Origin of the sequence: Clostridium sp. 29_15 (genome assembly GCF_001916075.1) — a bacterium.
Classification (GTDB): domain Bacteria; phylum Bacillota; class Clostridia; order Clostridiales; family Clostridiaceae; genus Clostridium; species Clostridium lentum.
Genome location: NZ_MNRT01000036.1, coordinates 39,334 through 59,227, shown reverse-complemented (window position 1 = coordinate 59,227; position 19,894 = coordinate 39,334). Strand labels below are relative to the sequence as shown.

At 25.1% G+C, this 19,894-nt stretch carries 15 protein-coding genes and 1 pseudogene; all 16 read left to right on the top strand.

All coding sequences use genetic code 11. The annotated features are described in order from the left end of the window. The first annotated feature begins 127 nt into the window (after positions 1-127). Positions 128-244 (top strand): BREX system Lon protease-like protein BrxL, encoded by a 117-nt coding sequence (locus BHW04_RS08445; protein WP_302699386.1) that lies wholly within the window; start codon positions 128-130, stop codon positions 242-244. A 30-nt stretch (positions 245-274) separates the two neighbouring features. Next, entirely contained in the window at positions 275-559 is a 285-nt protein-coding gene (locus BHW04_RS08440; protein WP_302699385.1) for a hypothetical protein, read from the top strand. Positions 560-702: 143 nt separating this feature from the next. Then, positions 703-888, top strand: coding sequence for a hypothetical protein (locus BHW04_RS08435; protein WP_302699384.1), 186 nt, complete (start codon positions 703-705; stop codon positions 886-888). 106 nt (positions 889-994) lie between these two features. Beyond that, positions 995-1,432, top strand: coding sequence for a helix-turn-helix domain-containing protein (locus BHW04_RS08430; protein ID WP_302699383.1), 438 nt, complete (start codon positions 995-997; stop codon positions 1,430-1,432). A 13-nt stretch (positions 1,433-1,445) separates the two neighbouring features. Then, the gene (locus tag BHW04_RS08425) at positions 1,446-4,547 is read left to right on the top strand and encodes an ImmA/IrrE family metallo-endopeptidase (protein WP_302699382.1); all 3,102 of its coding nucleotides are present in this window, start codon (positions 1,446-1,448) and stop codon (positions 4,545-4,547) included. After that, entirely contained in the window at positions 4,544-5,587 is a 1,044-nt protein-coding gene (locus BHW04_RS08420) for a restriction endonuclease-related protein (protein WP_302699381.1), read from the top strand. Before BHW04_RS08425 ends, BHW04_RS08420 begins: the two co-directional genes overlap by 4 nt. Continuing rightward, positions 5,580-9,002 (top strand): hypothetical protein, encoded by a 3,423-nt coding sequence (locus BHW04_RS08415; protein WP_302699380.1) that lies wholly within the window; start codon positions 5,580-5,582, stop codon positions 9,000-9,002. Before BHW04_RS08420 ends, BHW04_RS08415 begins: the two co-directional genes overlap by 8 nt. A gap of 73 nt (positions 9,003-9,075) precedes the next feature. After that, positions 9,076-9,369: pseudogene (locus tag BHW04_RS08410) on the top strand (IS1595 family transposase); the annotation flags it as partial. A gap of 104 nt (positions 9,370-9,473) precedes the next feature. After that, entirely contained in the window at positions 9,474-9,635 is a 162-nt protein-coding gene (locus tag BHW04_RS08405; protein WP_302652281.1) for a hypothetical protein, read from the top strand. Positions 9,636-9,982: 347 nt separating this feature from the next. After that, the gene (locus tag BHW04_RS08400) at positions 9,983-11,908 is read left to right on the top strand and encodes a hypothetical protein (protein ID WP_302699379.1); all 1,926 of its coding nucleotides are present in this window, start codon (positions 9,983-9,985) and stop codon (positions 11,906-11,908) included. Positions 11,909-11,910: 2 nt separating this feature from the next. Further along, the gene (locus BHW04_RS08395; RefSeq protein WP_302652285.1) at positions 11,911-12,765 is read left to right on the top strand and encodes a hypothetical protein; all 855 of its coding nucleotides are present in this window, start codon (positions 11,911-11,913) and stop codon (positions 12,763-12,765) included. Further along, on the top strand, positions 12,755-13,492 hold the full coding sequence (locus BHW04_RS08390) for a hypothetical protein (protein ID WP_302652287.1): 738 nt from the start codon (positions 12,755-12,757) through the stop codon (positions 13,490-13,492). Before BHW04_RS08395 ends, BHW04_RS08390 begins: the two co-directional genes overlap by 11 nt. 45 nt (positions 13,493-13,537) lie before the next feature. Continuing rightward, positions 13,538-15,526: a retron Eco8 family effector endonuclease gene (locus tag BHW04_RS08385; protein WP_302652289.1), complete on the top strand. Its 1,989-nt coding sequence runs from the start codon at positions 13,538-13,540 to the stop codon at positions 15,524-15,526. A gap of 300 nt (positions 15,527-15,826) precedes the next feature. Beyond that, complete coding sequence (locus tag BHW04_RS08380) at positions 15,827-16,867, top strand: reverse transcriptase family protein (protein ID WP_302652291.1); 1,041 nt, start codon at positions 15,827-15,829, stop codon at positions 16,865-16,867. A gap of 4 nt (positions 16,868-16,871) precedes the next feature. Next, complete coding sequence (locus BHW04_RS08375; protein WP_302699378.1) at positions 16,872-19,343, top strand: DEAD/DEAH box helicase family protein; 2,472 nt, start codon at positions 16,872-16,874, stop codon at positions 19,341-19,343. A 60-nt stretch (positions 19,344-19,403) separates the two neighbouring features. Next, positions 19,404-19,709, top strand: coding sequence for a nucleoside triphosphate pyrophosphohydrolase (locus tag BHW04_RS08370; protein WP_302652295.1), 306 nt, complete (start codon positions 19,404-19,406; stop codon positions 19,707-19,709). The last annotated feature ends 185 nt before the right edge of the window (positions 19,710-19,894 follow it).

Genomic DNA, 19,894 nt, shown 5'->3' with positions numbered 1-19,894 from the left:
TCTATTAATTACATGACTCCAGATCAATGTGAATTATTAGCTAGAAGTGCAGCATAAAAAAGTTTGACTTTTTGTGTCCAAAATATTGACATAAGACCAGTTTAAGAATAAAGATGGAATACAAATAATGAAAGATTATATGGCTTCAGGATCATTTGCAAGAGGAAAGGAAGAAAAAAATGCTTCTAATTCGTTTGTATTTGTAGGAAATATTAATCTTATTTATCTAAATGGAGTTTTATGATGTAGATTTTTGCTATATAGATAAAAAACAATGGATGAAGAGTATATATCAGTTCCAGAGCAAGGTGGTAGAAAACTAATACCAAAAGGTTTAGGAAAGCCAGGCCATATATATACAGTAGGTTATATTCAGAGTGAAATGATTGGAGTATACAAAATAGAAAATCAAGTTGTTTCTGGTTCTGGTAAGTTTAAAAAATCAGGAGTAGCATCAGATAGAGAAGCAAAAGAAAGTTTAGATACTGCTTTAGAATCTTTACAGCTAATAGTAAAAGAATTAGTGCTTCTATATCAACTAAAACTAAAGATTTCTTAATTCATATTAGTGATTTACAGGGAATTGCTCTAACAAGTGAACTTGCAGTTGCTCAATTTATTGCATTATGTTCTGCATCACTAGAAAAAACTGTTCAAGAATCATTAGTTGTATTAGGAAATATTAATTATGGTAGAATTTTAATGATAATAGAAGAGTTTGATAATTGTCTTCAAGTTTGTGTTGATGCCAGAGCTAAAAAGGTATTGATGCCTGCAACAGCTGTAGTAGATTTACAAACAGTTCCAGCCGATTTATTAATAAAAGTACAACCAATATTTTATTCTAGTGCTATTGATGCTGTATTTAAGGCTTTAGGAGTAAATTAAATAATTTATTAAAATGTATAAATAAAATAGTATAAAAATAAAAAAGCAATATGGACAAAATAATATTATTATAGTATATTTTGAGTGTAAGCTTACAGAGGTGTTAATGTTGAAGTTTGGAGAATACATAAAAAGTAAACGACTAGAAAAGGGAATTTCTTTAAGAGAACTTGCCAGTAAAGTTGGAATATCACCATCTTATATGAGTGATATAGAAAAAGGAAGAAGAAATGCACCTAATAAAGAAAAAGTAGATAAAATTGCAGAAGCCCTGTTTTATTCAGAGGAAGAAATAAATGAACTTTATGATTTAGCAGGAGAATCTAAAAACTCTATAGCTTCTGATTTATCGTCATATGTTATGGAAAGTAATGATGTTAAATATTTTCTTAGAACAACTAAAAATAAAAATGATGATAATTTAATGGATGATATTAGTTATGTTTTAAATAATGAAAATATCCAAAATATTGTTAGAGCAATAAGACAAGGAAATTATACAGAAGATGAATTGAAATTTCTTTTAAAACTAATAAAGAAATAGGAGGATATATGTATTGAGAAGATATACTAATGAACAGTTAGAGGAGATTGCAAGCGTTGAGTTAGAAAAAGCTAAAAAGTATAAAGGTTTATATAATAAAGATTTAATTAATATAGATTTATTGGCTGAATTATATTTAGGTTTAGAGATCGAGTATAAAGAGCTACTTGATACTAAAAAATTGGCTATGTTAGTTATGAATCCTATGAAGGTAGTTGCAAGGATAGATTCAGAAGATGAGAATGAGGAGGAAATACTTGAAATATTAGCGGTTCAAGGGAAAACTATACTTATAAATTTAAATGAGTCTAATAATAGAAATGAAGGTGGATTGAGATTTAGTATAGCACATGAAATAGCACACTGGATATTACATAGATTTTATTTGGAAAGTGAAATTGATGATGATATTGAAGTTGAAGCTAATTATTTAGCAGCAGCGCTACTTATGCCTAAAGAAAAATTTAAGCAAGAGATTGAATTGTTAAGATTAGAAAATGATAAATATAAAGGTGAAGAATGGATAACAAATAAGTTAGCAAAAAAGTTTAATGTATCAAAAACTTCCGCCAGGATAAGAATGGAGTGTATTATGGGAAAAAATGAAAATAAAAGTTCGCAAAGTTGCGTACATAATAAGGAAGATAAACCTAAAAAGACGAAGAGTGCAGCTGTAACTAATTACACTTGCTTAAATCAACAGCTGAGTTATGAAATTACAGAAGAATTTTTAAAAGAAAGTTATGTTTATGAAAATAATATAAACAAATCATTTATAGATTTATATGAAAAGATAAAGAAGATAGCAAAAGATAAAGATATAGAACAATGGAAAATAGAAACATTGCTGAATATTCCTAAAAAGATAAGTCAATTAGAACCATATCAATTTATTGCATTTAACGAATGTAGAAATAAGTTTTATTCATTAGATATATTAAGTAAAGGTCAAATAATACAAATAAATAGTAGGTTTAAAAAACAAATAGAAAAATTTGTAAGCGATAATTTAGAGATATTTAAGGAAGCAAAATTAGAGTTGGATAAGTTAGATTTTTCTGTTGAGGAAAGTAAAAGAGTTTCATTAAATGATATAGATTTTAATGAAGAGTTAATAAGTATGAAAATATTAAGAGATATTTCAAGTAAGAATTTTGAATATGATGGTAAAATAATTGATTTTTTACCTTGTTATAATGTAACAATAGGGATAGAAGTTATAAGTGATTTAATAGAAGATAATGAACTTAAAGATGTAATTAGAAGATATTCATTTGTGATACAACCTAATATTGTTGAATATAGGAATAAAAAATATTTTGAACCTAAGATAGTTTTAAGAAGATTTATAAGTAGTATATTAACTGAAGATTCTTTAGGAACACAATTTAGAAGTGAAAGTAATAAGTATATAGATTTAAATAGAACTATATTTATAAAGTGTGATGATAAGTTTATTACTGTTAGAATAGCAAAGAAGAAAGATCTTGAAGAAGGTGAAGCTATTAAAATACGACCATATTATAAGGATTACTTTATATTTAAAGAAATTAAGGAAAATATGGATATAGGAATAGAGAATATAAATTCAGCTTTATTTGCAGAGAAGGCTAATCCAGATATATTAATAGCTTATCATACATCTATGAAATATGATGTAGACACTAAAATAGGTGTAGGGGTTCATAGTAATGATAAGGTATTAATAAAGGATCATATTTTAAAATCTTGTGAAAACTTAAAGTTAATAGAGCCAATTGAATGTATAGTTGCAAATAAAAAAGATTTTATTAACATATCGGGTTCGGCTACTGATCAAGGCAAATTAAAGTTAGATAAGGTATTTGTAAAAAATAATCTTAATGAAGTAAATTTATATGTTTTTAGAATAGCTAATAGTAAATTTAAATTAGAAGATTATATAAGAAGATTTATAGAACATCCATCAATTATAAAAAAGGAAAAATATAAAAAAGAACCTAATATTGAAAAAATCAATAATAATCAATATAGTATTAAACTTTACAATAAAACAATAATTTTTAATATTATTGAGATAATTAGTGATAAAATTGCAGGGCGAAAGATATCGGAAAATGAAAATTATGAAGATAGGAAGAAAATAATATTGAATGCTATGGGACAGGTAAAGGAAAACTCAATAGCAAGTGTATTAATAGATGATTTAAGAAAAAGCCCTAAGGTAGATTCTAAAAATATTATAAGGCTTGCTCTAAATTCAATTGGAATTGTAAATCAATTTATAATTGATGATGTTGGAGCTGAAAATAAGACTGATGAAGATAGAGATAATGCATTTGATAATAAAACAAGAGCAGCCATGTTAGATTTACTAAATGATATTGGATTTGTAAATGCATCAGGAGTAATAGAGAATAAAGTTATATATTCTTTTTGGGTGTATAGGATAGGAAAAAAAGATAATAAGAATAAATATATTCCATTTATAATAAGAACAAATTTTAATGATATTGAGTTTATGATATTAGAAGGTAATGAGTGTTATGAATGGATGCCATTATTTAAGGCTAATAGTGCTATAAGTAGTTTAGGAAGCTGGTTAAATAGTTCTGGAGATATAGAGGAATTAACACAAGAAGAGGTTATTAATGAAATAATAGAGGAAATAAATGAAGATTCAAGAGAAAAAATAGTAATTGTATCACATGAGAATAATTTTGATAATAATTTGTTTGAAAATAAATTTAAAGAATTTATTAATGCATCTGTAGTAATGACTAATATTTCAGAAACTGAAGTTATACAATATCATAAAACGGCAGGAAATACAGGAATAACAAGTTGTATTTATAAGATAGACGATAATTATTATAGAAGTTATGGGCAAAAGGTAATAGGAATGGAGCAGAATTCCGCTTTATATAAAAAGGATTATTTAAAGAAAGAATATAAGCATAGAAATTTATTGGATATTAAAATTTTAAAAAGTAACATAAATAATAATATGTTGACAGAAATAATTCATAGATTAAGATTACCTTTGACAAATAACATACATGCTAATATGGATATACTTACTGAGCATTTAAGTTCTTTTGAAAGACATATAGAAGGGAGTATAACAAAAAAATGATAAATAATGGAGGCGTAGTGGAGAATTTCAACTTATTATTAAGAGATATAAATTTATTTGAAGAAAAAGAAGATTTAAAAAAGTTATATCTTGATTTACAAAGAGCTAAAAATCAATTTATATGTTTTAATGACTGTTTTCAATTAACAGACTTTATAAGGAAGCTTGCTATTATTTCACCAGCTGACTTTGGAATACAAAACGATAGCGGTTATATAAATAAAGGAATATACTCATTATCTATTTTAGATAGTGAGTATAATCTAAGAGATGAATGGAGAAATTATTTATTCAAAAATACTGGAGAAAAATTCTTGAAGAAAAGATTTAGCAAATTAATTAACTTATGTTTAGAAATAGAAAAAAATGAAGGGGATAATTTGGGGCTTAAGTGCTATATATTTTTCAGAATGGACACTGTAATAAGAAATCCTATTACTTCAATAATAAAGTTTAAAGAAGAATTAGCTGTATTATTACAAGATAAATTTGAAGTATATAAAGATAGGTTTATTGAATTATTTAAAGAATTTTATGAAAAGGTAAAAGCAAAGGGCAAATATAAAGTTTGCAATAATTGTGGATATTGGGATGATACAAGTAATAAACATGTGTTTTGTAAAGAAAATAAATTTAAAGAGCTTGAGTTAGGTGTTAATGATTGGATTATAAAGGAATCGGTATATAAGGATTATACGTCAGTAGGTCTTATAGAAAGAGATGTATTTGATAGATTGAAAAAAGAAGGTTTTGAGGTAATATTATATCCAGATATAGAAAGAGAAGGGGATTTAAAAGTTATAATTTATAATAAACAAATATTTATAGATTGTAAGTCGTATAGTAATATTACTGATTTAGTAGATGAAATTAAAAGGGATAAATATTTGGATAGAGTTATAGTGGTACCAGATATTTATTATAAAGAACATAAAGAATATATTGAGGCAGAATTACCTAAGTATTTAAGTAGAAAGTTTTTAAATATAGATAATTTAATAAAGTATTTAAAAGTAGAAGGGCGAAAAGTAAATGAATAATCGTAGTTTTTATGAATTACATAGAGATAATAATCTTAAAGAGATATATAGTTTTTGGGAAGAATTTGATAAAAAGATATTAATATTTGATAATCCAAGTGAAGGAAAAGTATTTGATATTAAGAAAACATCTTTTATATATGCTGAGCATGTTTTATTTTCAGCATATTATGTTTACGGAGAAAAATTTAAAGTAGAGGATGTTTTAGCGTTATACACATCGATGCCTGAAACTTTTATATCTAATATGGATGAAATGAAATATAACTTTGCAGTTAAAGGTATTTATTATTTAAAGAGTTTTTCAAGAAATGAAAGAGAATTATTAACTAATATTAAATTTTATTTAAATCAAAAAAATGATATTATTACTAAATTTAAAATGTTCTTTTTAAATGAAGATAAACAAACTATAAATTTTAAAAGTCCTGATTTTTATAGTGAGAGAATAGGGATATATATAAATTTAATAGAAAATTCATTTTCAAAACATCTAAATAGTGAAAAAAAGCCTGGAAGTAAAGTTGATGATAATAGAATAGGACAGGAAATAACTAATAAACTTAAGGAAAAAAGAAGTTACCATGAAAGTATACTTAAAAATATAAATAATATATTAGATACAATAGATGATTCTTTTATAGAGAACATGGGAGAGAAATATAAATATCAAAATGATAAGATAAAAGTATATGATGTGCTAAAAGATAGTATTATTTATTCGGAAAATAAATTTAGGCTTAATGAGTTTTATACTCACTTAGCAGGTAAAACTGGTGCAGGAAAGACTGTGTATACAGATATAATTATAAATAAACTAGCTAAAGAAAATAAAAGAATGCTAATAATAACTGATAACACTATTAATAGTAAGCATTATAAGGAGCGTCTTGACAAATTAGGAATAAAAAGTACTATTTTAACTGGTAAGAAAAGAAATCATTATATAGAAAGATATTATAAATCTAAGAGACAGAATGTATTGCTAGAAAATAAAGAAGAAGGAGCTTTAAAGAGTATTATATTAAATGAATCTATAATAAATAATTTAGATTATTTTTGTAGTGAAGCAAAAGAGCCAGAAGAAAGTGACTATGATCAAATTGATGTAAAGAGAGATTGTAGCAAATGTAAAGATGGATTCTTAAAGTGTGGATATTATAATATGTATAGAGAAATGATAGACTCTAATGTTATTATAGCGACAGCAAAGACATTATTATTATCTAAGATGCCAAGAATATTTGATTTAGAGGAAAGAACGTTATTTGAGATATGTATTTTATATTCGGATTTAATGATTATTGATGAAGTTGATGAAATACAAAAAGAGTTTGATGGAGCTTTTATTGATGAAATAAAAATATATTCAGGAAATGCTGTAGATGATACTTATAGTAGAGGAGATATAGAAAGTCTTTTAAAAATTGTTAATAATATTGATAGATTAGATATTTCAACTAAATCTGTAGTTAATGAATTTAAAAAGGATGTTAGAATATTAGATAACATTGTTGATATATTAATAGTATTATTTTTAAATAAGGGAAACCAAGATTTTATTAGAGAGTCTATAGGAGTTAATAAGAGTTTTAATTTAATATCTTTAATAGAATTATTTTTTGAGAAATATATTCGTAAAATGCAGGTAAATCAAATGGAAAATAGAAAGGTTAATAATAAATCAGTAATTAATGATTATTATAATTTTTTTGTTAATGAAGATACAATAAAATATATTACATCTAAATATTTTAAGTTGCTAGAGGAGTATGATGTAGATAAGGTTAATTTAGAGAATGAAGAGGGTTATGAGTCTATAGAAGAAGTTTGTCATAAGATATATAATGGATTAATGAAAGACTTAAAGGAATTAAATAATAAATATAATATAAGATTTAAAATTCTTAGAGATAGTAAAAAGAGTTTAAAAACTGAGAAAGAGGAAATGAGAACTAAATTTTTAATATTTATAATGCTTATTTCTTTAATTGATAGTTACTATAAAAATGTGAGAAGAAGATTAAGGTCAGTAGTACCATATGTAAAGGAATCAAAAGACAATGGGTTAAGAGATTTAGTATTTAGGTATTTATATAAAGAGGATATTCCACTTGTTCCAGAAAGTTTTTTAGAAAGTTTTATTAGTGGATATACTTTAACAGAGGAAAAGGAAACTAATAAAAATATTCTTGTTCTTAAAAAAAATAATTATACAGGAATAGGAAGAGAAGTGTTGTTTAATACTACTAAAAATTTAGCAGCATTATACGATACTAAACAAATACCAATGTTTATGGCATCTGCAACTAGCATAGATACTAAAAGTTCATTATATACAATAAAATATAAGGTGAATAGATTATTAGAAAATGATAATCAAAAAAGAATAAGTGATGCATCGCTAACAAGAAAAGAGCTTAAAAAGTTAAAAAGAAAAAATAAAATTCCTATAATATTAAAATGTCATATATTTAAAGATGAAAAAGGATTGTGCTTTATTTCGGGAAGTTCAAATGATAAAGAAAAGGATAATATTCAAAGAATAACCACTCAACTAAATAATAAATTATTACCAGATTTAATTAAGGATTTGTATAATTATTATGATGAAAATAAAATAAAAAAAGGAATTTTAATAACAGCCTCTAGTGCAAGAATTGCAAAAGTTATTTTTGATAATATAAATATTAATGGAGTAACTAAAAAAATGTTATGGATACCTGCTTTTAATGAGGAACCTAATAAGGATATTTATATAGAAAAATCTAATGTTGAAAGAATATCTGATTTAGGTATAGATATACTTATTGCAGTAAATAAATCAATAAGTAGGGGATATAATATAATGGCATCAAATACAAATGAAGCATATTTTAGGCATATAATAATTGCAAATAGATATCTACCGTCTCCAAGTGATAACTTAACAATAATATCATACTTACATGATTATTTAACAAGACAATTTATGAAGGATAAGAAAAAAATTTCTATTGATTTTAAAGTTTTAAAGAAAACATTAGGAAAATTACAGGTTAAATTAAAATTCCAAGATACTTATAATAGTAAAGACGATGATATAAAAAATATGATAGCAGGTAATATGTTTGCAGATTTATGTCAGTTAAAGGGAAGAGCTCAAAGAGGTGGAGCACAATGTATTATTCATATCATAGACTCAAAGTTTTATTGGGAAACGGCAATTTTATCACAGGAAAAAGAAGATATTGGATTAAGTAAAGTTATTGATAAGATAGATTTTTATAAAGATGGAGAAGTTAAATGTGCAGATGATACTGATTGCATATTTAATAAGTTTAAAAATATTTTAGATAAAAATGATCCATTAGTTGTAAGGTTATTTGATGATATGATAGAGGCTTTTGAAAATCATCAATTGATTGTACATTAGATATATAAGTAAATAACTATATAAAAGTTAAGTAAAGCTTTTATATAGTTATTTTTAGTTTGTTCTAAATAAGATTAATATATTATCAGAAATAAAAAGTTTATCATTATATCAACAATAACAGATTTTATCCCATTTAGAGGAACATCTTGTTTTAGGTTCACAAGTTACTCAAGTAACTAAAGAAGTTAAAGAAATGATATTCTCTAAGGGGAAAGTATGTTCTCATCGTACAGGTGAGGATATATTAAGGAATGGTAAGTATAATTGTAAGCAAAGATGCATTTGTAGAAGCTGTAGAAGGACTTTTATCGAGTTTACCAACTATGCAACATATAAAAGCAAGAAGTTTTTAGATAAATGGATGATTAATTTGAAGGAGTAGAGGAATATTGCCTTACTGATATAAGTTCAATGTTTTTAACAGAAATGAGAAGTTAGGGGCCATGTTCAGCGGGGTTTTATGAAGCTATGTATTTAGCACTAGACGATTTAGATTATGCTTTTAAGAAATTTTCTAAAGAAGAGTTTAAAGAGTATGTTGGAAATTTAAAATATGCTGAATATATATGTGAAGAAATATATAAAAGATTTGAAGAAATAGAAGAAGAGGCTTCAGAGTTAGAGAAATAATTAATAAAGTAAAAGAAGTAAGGGCAAAGAGTAGGAAGGTAGATATAAATAGAGCTGATATTGAATATACAAGTTTATTTGGAGAAAAAATGATTTATAGGTATATAGAGTCAAGCAAGTAATTACAAAGGAAGTGATAAATTATATATTCTTAAGGGAGTCAAAACTACCACAAAATAAAGGGAAAACTTTAGAGCTTTTTAATTATGAAAAAATCATTAGAGTTGAATTAAATGTGCAATAAAATACACCTTTATTTACCAATCAGTGCATGACAATTTTCGACAAAGAAAATTTGGTGATTTTGTTATACTTTTAATATCAATAAAAGTTAGAAGGAGAAGATAATGATAAGTATAAAAAATAAAAACTTATGGAAGTTTTCTTCTATTCAAGGAATAGAAGAGTCAACATTTAATAAAGTTTTAGAAAAGTTTTATGATCTTGGAATTTCTGGACTTGTGAGAGAAAATGTTCAAAATTCACTTGATGGTAAATTACCAGGGAGCAATGAAGCTGTTATAGTAACTATAAAAACAGGTAAAATAAATAAAGAATTTATTCCAGGTTTAGAAGATATAAAAGAAAGAATTGCATGTCTTCAAGGAAGAAATAGTTATACTAAAGAAACTGTAGAACATATGCAAAATAAAATGAATGCTGAAGACGTTGATTATATTTCTTTTGAAGATTCAAATACAAAGGGATTAACTGGTGCTAAAAATGGACAAAGTGATTCTAAAAAAGATACATGGGGAATTTATGCTTATAATAAAGGTGTTCATTCAGAAGAAGAGGATTCGGCAGTAGAAAAATCAAGAGGTGGGTCTCATGGTATAGGTAAGATTGCTTCAAATGCTGCTTCAGAATTACATATGATGTATTTTGCCAACTGTGATGCAGAAGGTAATAAACATTTAGGGGGAACAGTTCAGCTTATAGAACATAAATATAAGGATAATTATTATCGTTCAACTGGATATTTTACAGATATAAAGCATATAGATCAAAATAAGACGAAGTTTTATCCTTATGAAAATACATTTAATGAAGTATTTGAAAAGAATACGAGAGGGTTAAAGATTATAATACCTTTTTTAAGAGAACAGTTTAATAATGAGAAAGAAATAATAAAGAGTATTTGTGATAGCTTCTTTATTGCAATTTTAGAAAAGAAACTAGAGGTAGTAGTAAACGATAAAATTATTAATAGCAAAACCATAGAAAAGTATATAAAGAATAAAGATTATTATATTCAAGAAGTTTCTGAAATAAAAGATGAGTTTACTCCTTTATATTTAAATACATATAAAAATATAGAGGCAAGGGAAATTCAAATACAAGATACTAAAGATAAATATAACTTCAAGCTATATTTTAATTATGATGAAGAAATACCAAAAGGTCGTGTTGCTATAATAAGAACTATTGGTATGAAGATAGAAGATAAAAAGGTTAAAGGGAATGTAAACAAGCCATTTAATGCTGTACTTATACCTGAATCAACGAAAGAAGATGCATTTCTAAAATCACTAGAAAATGAATCTCATACTGAATTAACTTTTGAACATATAAAAGATCAAGTTCTACAAAGAAATGCTAAAAGATTTATTAATAATATATCTAAAGAAATAGCAAAGATCATTGAAGGTGAAATTAAAAAGAATAATCCTACAGATGGCGTAATGGATACTAAAGATATTTTATATGTAGTTGAAAGTCAATTTAAGAAAGATTTATCAAAAACTATAGCAACAGTAAAATTGAATAAGGGAAATAAAGAAACAACTATTTCAAAAGTGAAAGAAGATATTCCTAAAAAGGAAAAAAAGAAAAAAGATGAAAAGAAGCCTAAGAAAAATAAGCCGTTAAAGAAAGTAATGAAAGATAGAAGTGAAGAAGATTTAGATGGAGAAAGTAAAGAAAAACTAGATAGATATAGCACATATCCTGATATGGTTGAAAGACTAATTATAGGTAATAAGGAATTTGTTAAGTTTGATTTCAATGGATCAGATGAGATCAAGAAAGCAAAAGTATGTGATATTGCCCTATCAGTGGTTGATGGTATGGGTGATGAGTGTTCTAATGTGGAATTTGACATGAATGATAATTATGAAGCTGCAATAGATAAAGCTACAGGAAAAGCATGTAAAATAGATAATAATTTAATTAAAGATGTAAAAATAATTAAGGGAATAGCACAAATAGAATTAAGGTTAAAAGCTAATTATAATAAAGCTTTAAAATTTGTCTACTATGTGGAGGTGTAAAGATGATTTATAAGAAAGACGTAAACTTTCCATATCCTTTATTAACAAACACATCTAATAGTTATGATGGATGTAACTTTATTTTAGATGTTAATTTAGATGAAAACACAAATAATTATAGATTTCAGATTAATTATGAAATTGGTTCTCCATTCATAAATAACTTGTTAGAAGATGGACAAGCACAGCTAATTTTAGTAATTCAATCAAAGGATAATAAATTTTATAATCTAGGATTAAATGAAAAGGTTAAGGAGATACCAAAAAACAGAATATCACTAAGCAAAAGAACAACGTTGCAGCTTCTTATAAAAGCTAAAGATGAAATATGCTTTAAAGAAAATATGGATTTAAGCTCTTTTTATGAAGAATTTAAAGATGAAATAATTGTACCTAAGAGTTCTATTCTTGGATTTTCAAATAGCGTAATATTTGAAGGAAGTAATGCTAAGCCATTAGAATTATTTGAAAAGAAAATAGATCCAAATTTAAAATCAGATATAAAGATAGAGTTAAATTCAGAAACAATTGTAATTAATTATAAAAATGAGGCATTACAGTTTATTGATTCACCACAAAGTGCTACACTAAATAATCCTTATGTGTATATGGGATTACAAAAGGCTCTATTCCAATTTATCAAGAATAATAGTAGAAATGGAGAAGAAGAGGTTGAGCTAGAAAGTATTGATCCACCAGAAAATGGTTTAGATTTTAAACTTTATAACCTTATGAAAAAGAAAATGATAACTGAAGTTAACATAGATAATATGGATGAAGTTATATATGCTATATCAGATAAGGTTATTGAAAAATATTGTGCAGCTGTAAGGAGATTATATTCTGATGGAAATTAGATTACTTAAAAGTGGATATAAAAAAAGTGAACAATTTTATAAAGATTTTTTAGATGATAATATTAAGAATAATGATGATTATTTTAGCGGAGAAGTAGTTAATATAGATGTAGCACCAGATTTTCCAATATATATGGGTGTTGGATATGATAAATGTAGGGACAAAATGTTTAAAGAAGCTTTTGAGATAATGTCCAAGTATTATCTAAAGACAGACAGAGATATACATTTTGATGAATTATTTTGGCATTCATTGTTATGTGTTTATAAGAGAGAGTATTTATTAGAAAATTATCCTGAGATAAAGGAAGGGATAAATAAGTTTAAAAATATAGTAATTAAGAAGTTTGACTGGGAAAACTACATATATAAGTGCTTATTAGGTGCTCAATATATAAATGATAATGTTGAAGATGAAGAACAAAGAAATAGATATTATGATTTAATAATCGAAAATCTTGATTTATATAACTATATTATTAAATATGAAATCTTTAGAAATGATAAGTTTTTAATAAATTTACTTGATGTTACAGATGAGCTTGGTTTAAGTAAAGTATTAAAAGCTAAAATTAAGGGCAGAGATGACCTAGGTAAAGATGAACGTGTTGGAAGAAGAGTTATCTATGAATTTAATAAGAGCTATCCAATAGTAATGTCTCCAATGATGGATAAAGATGAATTTAAAGAAGTGTTTTTGAAGTATTTAAGCTTTTATTTAAATTAGAATAAGTATTATAACAAAAAAATAGAAGGATTTGATTGGGTAAGTATGGCAATAAGTGAAGTTAGAATAAAAAATTATAAATCTTTAAAGAACATTATTATGAAATTTGACAATGAAAGCAATATTAATTGCTTGTTTGGAAAAAATGGAGTAGGAAAATCTAATATTTTAGATGCGATGAATTATTTCTATAATAATTTAAGCCAGTATAATCTAGAAAGAGATATTATTGATAAAAGCAATCCTTATGTATATTCAATGGAAATAAGTGTACTGTATGATGTGGATAGAATTTATAATATATTAAGCGAGCATGAGAATTGTTTTATAAAAGAGGAATTAGAGAGTATTAATAAATATATAGTTGTAGATAAAAATACTAATAAAAAAATGATTTTACTAAAGTTAATCCAAAATAAAGATAATATACTGAACTTTATTCCGAATGATAAGAAATTGTTAAAATTTATTTATAGATACTTTCCAATATACTTTTTCGATACAAGATTTATTTCATTACAAAACTGGGATATTATATGGGGAATGATAGCTGAAATAACGCAAACTAATTTAAAAATAAATCATGGAGAAGTAATAAGTGAGTTAGATAGTACTTATAAAAATATATATGGAGAAATGTATATAAAAACAGTGAAATCTATTGAAGAAATATTTAAAAGTGAAAATATTGATATTAATAAATATAACTATAACGAAAGATATAAAAATATACTTATATCAAGATTAGCAGGAAATGAATTTATAAAAGAGGGTAATAAACTAAAGTATTATTCAGATGGATTAAATTCTTTGAATTTTTTAAAGTTAACATTAAAATTAATATTTAAATTATCAGAAAACGGTCTTAAAGAGCCAATAGTTATAGTTGATGAAATAGAGATAGGTCTACACCCACAGTATATAATTAAATTAGTAAAAATAATAACTGAGACAATTAATAAATGGGGAAACGTTATAATTTCTACACATTCACCAGTTTTAATAGCAGAATTAATTAAGTGTACTGACTTAGTACATCTGTATAGAGTTGATATGTTTAAAAATATAAGTAAGATTGAAAAGATGCAAGAAATAGTATCCAATGAAGATAGAGACATATTTACTATAAATGAATCATATTGTTACTTTGCAAATAAGCTTGTTTTTGTAGAAGGTGCATCTGAAATGCAACTTTTTTCTCATAAAAAAATAGTAAAACTCTATAGTTTTTTAGATGAAATAGATATATATCGTTACGATTCAAATAATACAAAATTAAATTTTATTTATCCAGATAAGACCAAATTTGATTTGCCATATTTGGTTTTAGTTGATATGGATAAAATACTATCTTATAAAAAAAGTAAAAAATTTATTATAAAAAAAGAATCATTAGTAAATCCATTGTGTAAAGAAAAAATAAAAAGGAAAGAAAAATTTTTATATTACTCTGAGCATAAGCGAAAAACTTATAGTCTTAGAAATAAAATAGAGAGTAAACTAAAAGAGTGTAAATTTGAATTTGATAAAGATAAGCTAGGTATATACAATAAAAAATATGATGAGTTAATTAAGGAAATACAGAGATATTGCTTGAATTATAATGTTTATCCAGTTACAACAACTTTAGAAGGTTTATTGATAAATAATAGCAATGTGAATATATTTATAAAATGGATAGAGAAAGAAATAGTAGGGAGTGACGCTTTAATATTGAAAAATATTCTAGAATATAATAAAGATAATAGTGCTTACTATACTGAAGTATTAAGAGTTATATGTAATGGTAAATTTAATAATTTAAAAACACTAAAAGAAGTTGAGGGTACAATTGATAAAGATCTATTGAAAAATATAAAGTATTTAAATGGGAAAATAGGTAAAAAGACCGGAGGGTGGATAATTAAATTTATAGATTTTTATTTTGATGAAAATATAGATGATAGCAAAGGCGTAAATGTTAATAGAGAAATTTTCAGAAAGTGTTTTCCAGAATTGGATTGTATATTGAAAATAATAAGAGATATGGTATAATTGAATACATAAGTAGAAATGTGATAATAAGAGTAAAATCGTATTATTACTCCTTGATGTTTTATTAGAACTAACTTAAAGAATTAGTTCAATATATTAAAAAGCCAAGGATATGTATATACAAAATGCTAAGTTTATTGTATATATTATGGATCGCATTTAGCGCTACCGCGTGAATATGAGAAGAAGTACTTATGTAAAAAGTTCTCAGAGATGAGAACTTTTTATTATGTAGAGAATTATGAGTTTAGTACAAGTATAAGTTTAAGGGATGTATTTCTATTTTATAAGAGGTAAGAGATGAAAAGATGGAGAATTGATAATTATAGGGATTTTTTTAACAAGATATTAAAAGTTGAAGAAGATGAACTAATAGCGCTTTTAGAAAATAAGAATAATGTATACTCATCATATAAAATTAAAAAGAAAAAAGGTCATAGAACAATTTATTATTTAAAAGATAATTTAGATTTAGCTAAAATACAGGGAAATTTGATAAAAAATTTTCTATCAAATATTATGTTGTCAGAATCATGTTACGGATTTCGTTGTAATTTAAATTATATTGATTTTTTGGAGAGACATACAACATTATCAAATGATAGATATTTTTTAAGATTAGATATTAGTAATTTTTTTGAAAGTATAAGCATGGAACTTCTTATAGATGTACTAAGCTACTATATAGAAGACAGTGAATATGTTACAAGTGATGAAAGTAACAAGATAGTATACTACATAAAAGAAATAGTAACTTTTGACGATAAATTAGTTCAAGGAATAGCTACTTCACCAATAATATCTAATATAGTTTTTAGACAATTAGATATAAGAATTGAAAAATATTGTAGAAAATTAGGAGTAGAATATAGTAGATATGCTGATGATTTGCTTTTTTCAAGCGAAATAAAGAGCAAGATTCATGGGGATTTTTTCATAGGAAAGATAGCAAAAATATTATCGAGTAAAAGTTTTAATTTAAATCATAAAAAAACAATTAAAGCCGATAAAGAATTATGTATTAATGGATATGTTGTTGGGAAAAATATTAGAATATCAAGGAAAAAAATGCAGACTATTTCAAGGGTATTGTTTTTTCTTAATAGTGTAAATATAAAGAAAAATTTAAATTTTTTAGATGAATTAAATCATAAGTTGAAAAATGAAATGAAAGATAATAGAATATACTTTTTAAATAAAATACAATTAATTAATTATTTATCGGGTAATAGGGCTTATTTAATCTCAATTTTAAGATATTCAGATGAATATTTTGGAAAGAGAATAATAAAAAAGATAAATAATATAGAGAAATTAATATTAGAATTAGATGAAAGTTAATAATATGATAGATAAGATAAGTAAAAAAACAATAATAGAAAAAGAAATAAGCGTTACAGAAGAAGTTAGCAATGCAATTACAGGTAACAAAAATTACTTAATTAATAGATTAAAAACAAGTATTAAAAATGCAAAAAGTATAGATATAATAGTTTCCTTTCTTATGGAATCAGGAGTAAAGATGCTTCTTAATGATTTAAAAGAAGCGTTAGATAGAGGAGTTAATATAAGAATACTAACAGGAAACTATCTTAACATAACTCAGCCATCAGCTTTATATCTTTTAAAAGATGAGCTTAAAAATAGAGTTGATTTAAGGTTTTATAATAATCCAAAGAAATCATTTCATCCTAAAGCATATATGTTTCATAATGAATTAGATAGTGAAATATATATAGGATCATCTAATATTTCCAGAGGAGCATTGACCTCTTCAATAGAATGGAATTATAGATTTAATAAAAGTTCTAATCCAAATGATTTTAATGTGTTTTATGAAACCTTTGAAGATTTATTTTATAATCATTCCTATGAAATAACAGATGATGTTTTAAAAGATTATTCAAAGTCTTGGAAGAAACCAAAGGTTCAAAGTGATATTGAAAAAGAGAAAAATAGTGAAGAAAATAATGTGCTTAATATTTTTGAGCCAAGAGGAGCTCAAATTGAAGCTTTATATGGATTAAAGCAAAGTAGAGAAGAAGGATATGATAAAGGTTTAGTTGTAGCTGCCACTGGTATAGGAAAGACTTACTTAGCAGCTTTTGATTCTAGAGAATATGAAAGAGTTTTATTCATAGCTCATAGGGAAGAAATATTAAAACAAGCAGCTATTAGCTTTAAAAATGTCAAAAATTCTGATGATATAGGATTTTTCTATGGCAATCAAAAAGATACTAAAAATAAATTTATTTTCTCATTAGTTCAAACATTAGGAAAAGATGAGTATTTAAATGAAAATTATTTCTCAAAAGATTATTTTGATTATATTGTGGTAGATGAATTCCATCATGCAGTGTCTAATAATTATAAAAAGATTATGGAGTATTTTAAACCTAAGTTTTTACTAGGGCTTACAGCAACACCTGAAAGATTAGATTCTAAAGATGTATTTGCTCTTTGTGATTATAATATGGTTTATGAAGTAAGATTAAAGGAAGCTATTGAAAAGGGATGGCTTGTTCCTTTTAGATATTATGGTATTTATGATGAAACAGTAAATTATGATAATATTGAATATAAAAATGGTAAATACAATGATAAGGAATTAGAAGATGCGTTAATGCTTAATAAAAGAGCAGAACTTATAATAAATCATTATAGAAAATATAAGTCATCTAGAGCTATAGGATTTTGTACTTCAAGACATCATGCAGAATATATGGCAAAAGTATTTAGTGAAAATGGAATAAAAGCTGTAGCTGTATATAGTGGTGAAGGTGGAGAATATTCTTCTAATAGAAATGAAGCATTAAGTGCTTTAGCTAAGGGAGAAGTACAAGTACTATTTTCAGTAGATATGTTTAATGAAGGATTAGATATTCCAGCAATAGATATGGTAATGTTTTTAAGACCTACACAATCTCCAACAGTATTTTTACAACAACTTGGAAGAGGTTTAAGAAAATATAAAGATAAGCAATACTTAAACGTACTTGATTTTATAGGAAACTATAAAAAGGCTAATTTAATACCATTCTTATTAAGTGGACAAAGCTATTCAAAAGAAGTTAGTAGGAGAAATAGTCAAAGTGATTATGAGTTTCCAGATGACTGTTTTGTAGATTTTGATTTTAAGCTGGTAGATATATTTAAAAAGCAAGCAGAAAAAGAAATGACCATTAGAGATAAAATTAGAGAAGAATATTATGCTATAAAAGAAGACTTAGGACATGTTCCTTCAAGAGTGGAATTCTTTAATAATATGGATGATGACATATATGATAATATTAAGACTAAGAAGGGGTTAAGTCCTTTTGCTAATTATATGGTGTTTTTAAATAATATTAATGAGTTAAATGAAGAAGAAAGTGTTTTATATAACACAAGAGCTAGAGAATTTATTAATATGATAGAAACTACAAGTATGAGTAAAACATATAAAATGCCAGTGCTATTAGCTTTTTATAATAATGGTGATATAAAGATGGACATTGATGAAGAAGATGTTTATAAGAGCTTTTATGAATTTTATCACCAGGGATCTAATAAAGTTGATATGTTAAAGGATAAGAGTACAAAGGACTTTATGGAATGGGATAGTAAAAAATATATTAAATTAGCTAAAAGTAATCCAGTGAAATATTTATTACAAACTCATAGTGATTTCTTTAAAGAAAAAGAAGGATATGTTTTAGCTTTAACTGATGATTTAAGAGAATTTATAAATAAAGAAGAGTTTAAAAAGCATATGAAGGATGCAATTGATATAAGGGTACAAAGTTACTATAGAAATAGGTTTGTTAAAAATAAATAAGATGCTTATAATTATCAGAAAGAACATTTTTATTTAATTAATAAGTAACCAGGAGGACATATGAAAAAATATAATAAATTAGTTAGGGATCTTATACCTGAAGTTATAGAAGCAGATGGGAAAAAGTGTGAAACTGAAATAGTTTATGGAGAGGAAAAGACTAAGTTCTTAGAAGATAAGCTTAAGGAAGAGGTAGATGAATATTTAGAAGATAAAAATTTAGAAGAGCTTGCTGATGTTATGGAAGTTTTATTTGGACTTGCACATAATCTTGGATATAGTGAAGAAGATTTACTTAATAAGAGACAAGAAAAGCTTAAAGAACGTGGTGGATTTAAAGACGGAATAGTTTTAAAGAAGGTGTAGTAGTATATATTTACCCTAAAATAGTATTTGAAAATATATAAATATTAATATGAAGAAATCACGGGAAAAATAAATAATGCACTTAGGATGTTAGCAATTCTTAGAAGTAGAAAAAAGTTACAAGAAAAGAATTAGCAGAAGAATTAGAAGTAGATATTAGACAGCTAATCATCAAGAGGAAAGTG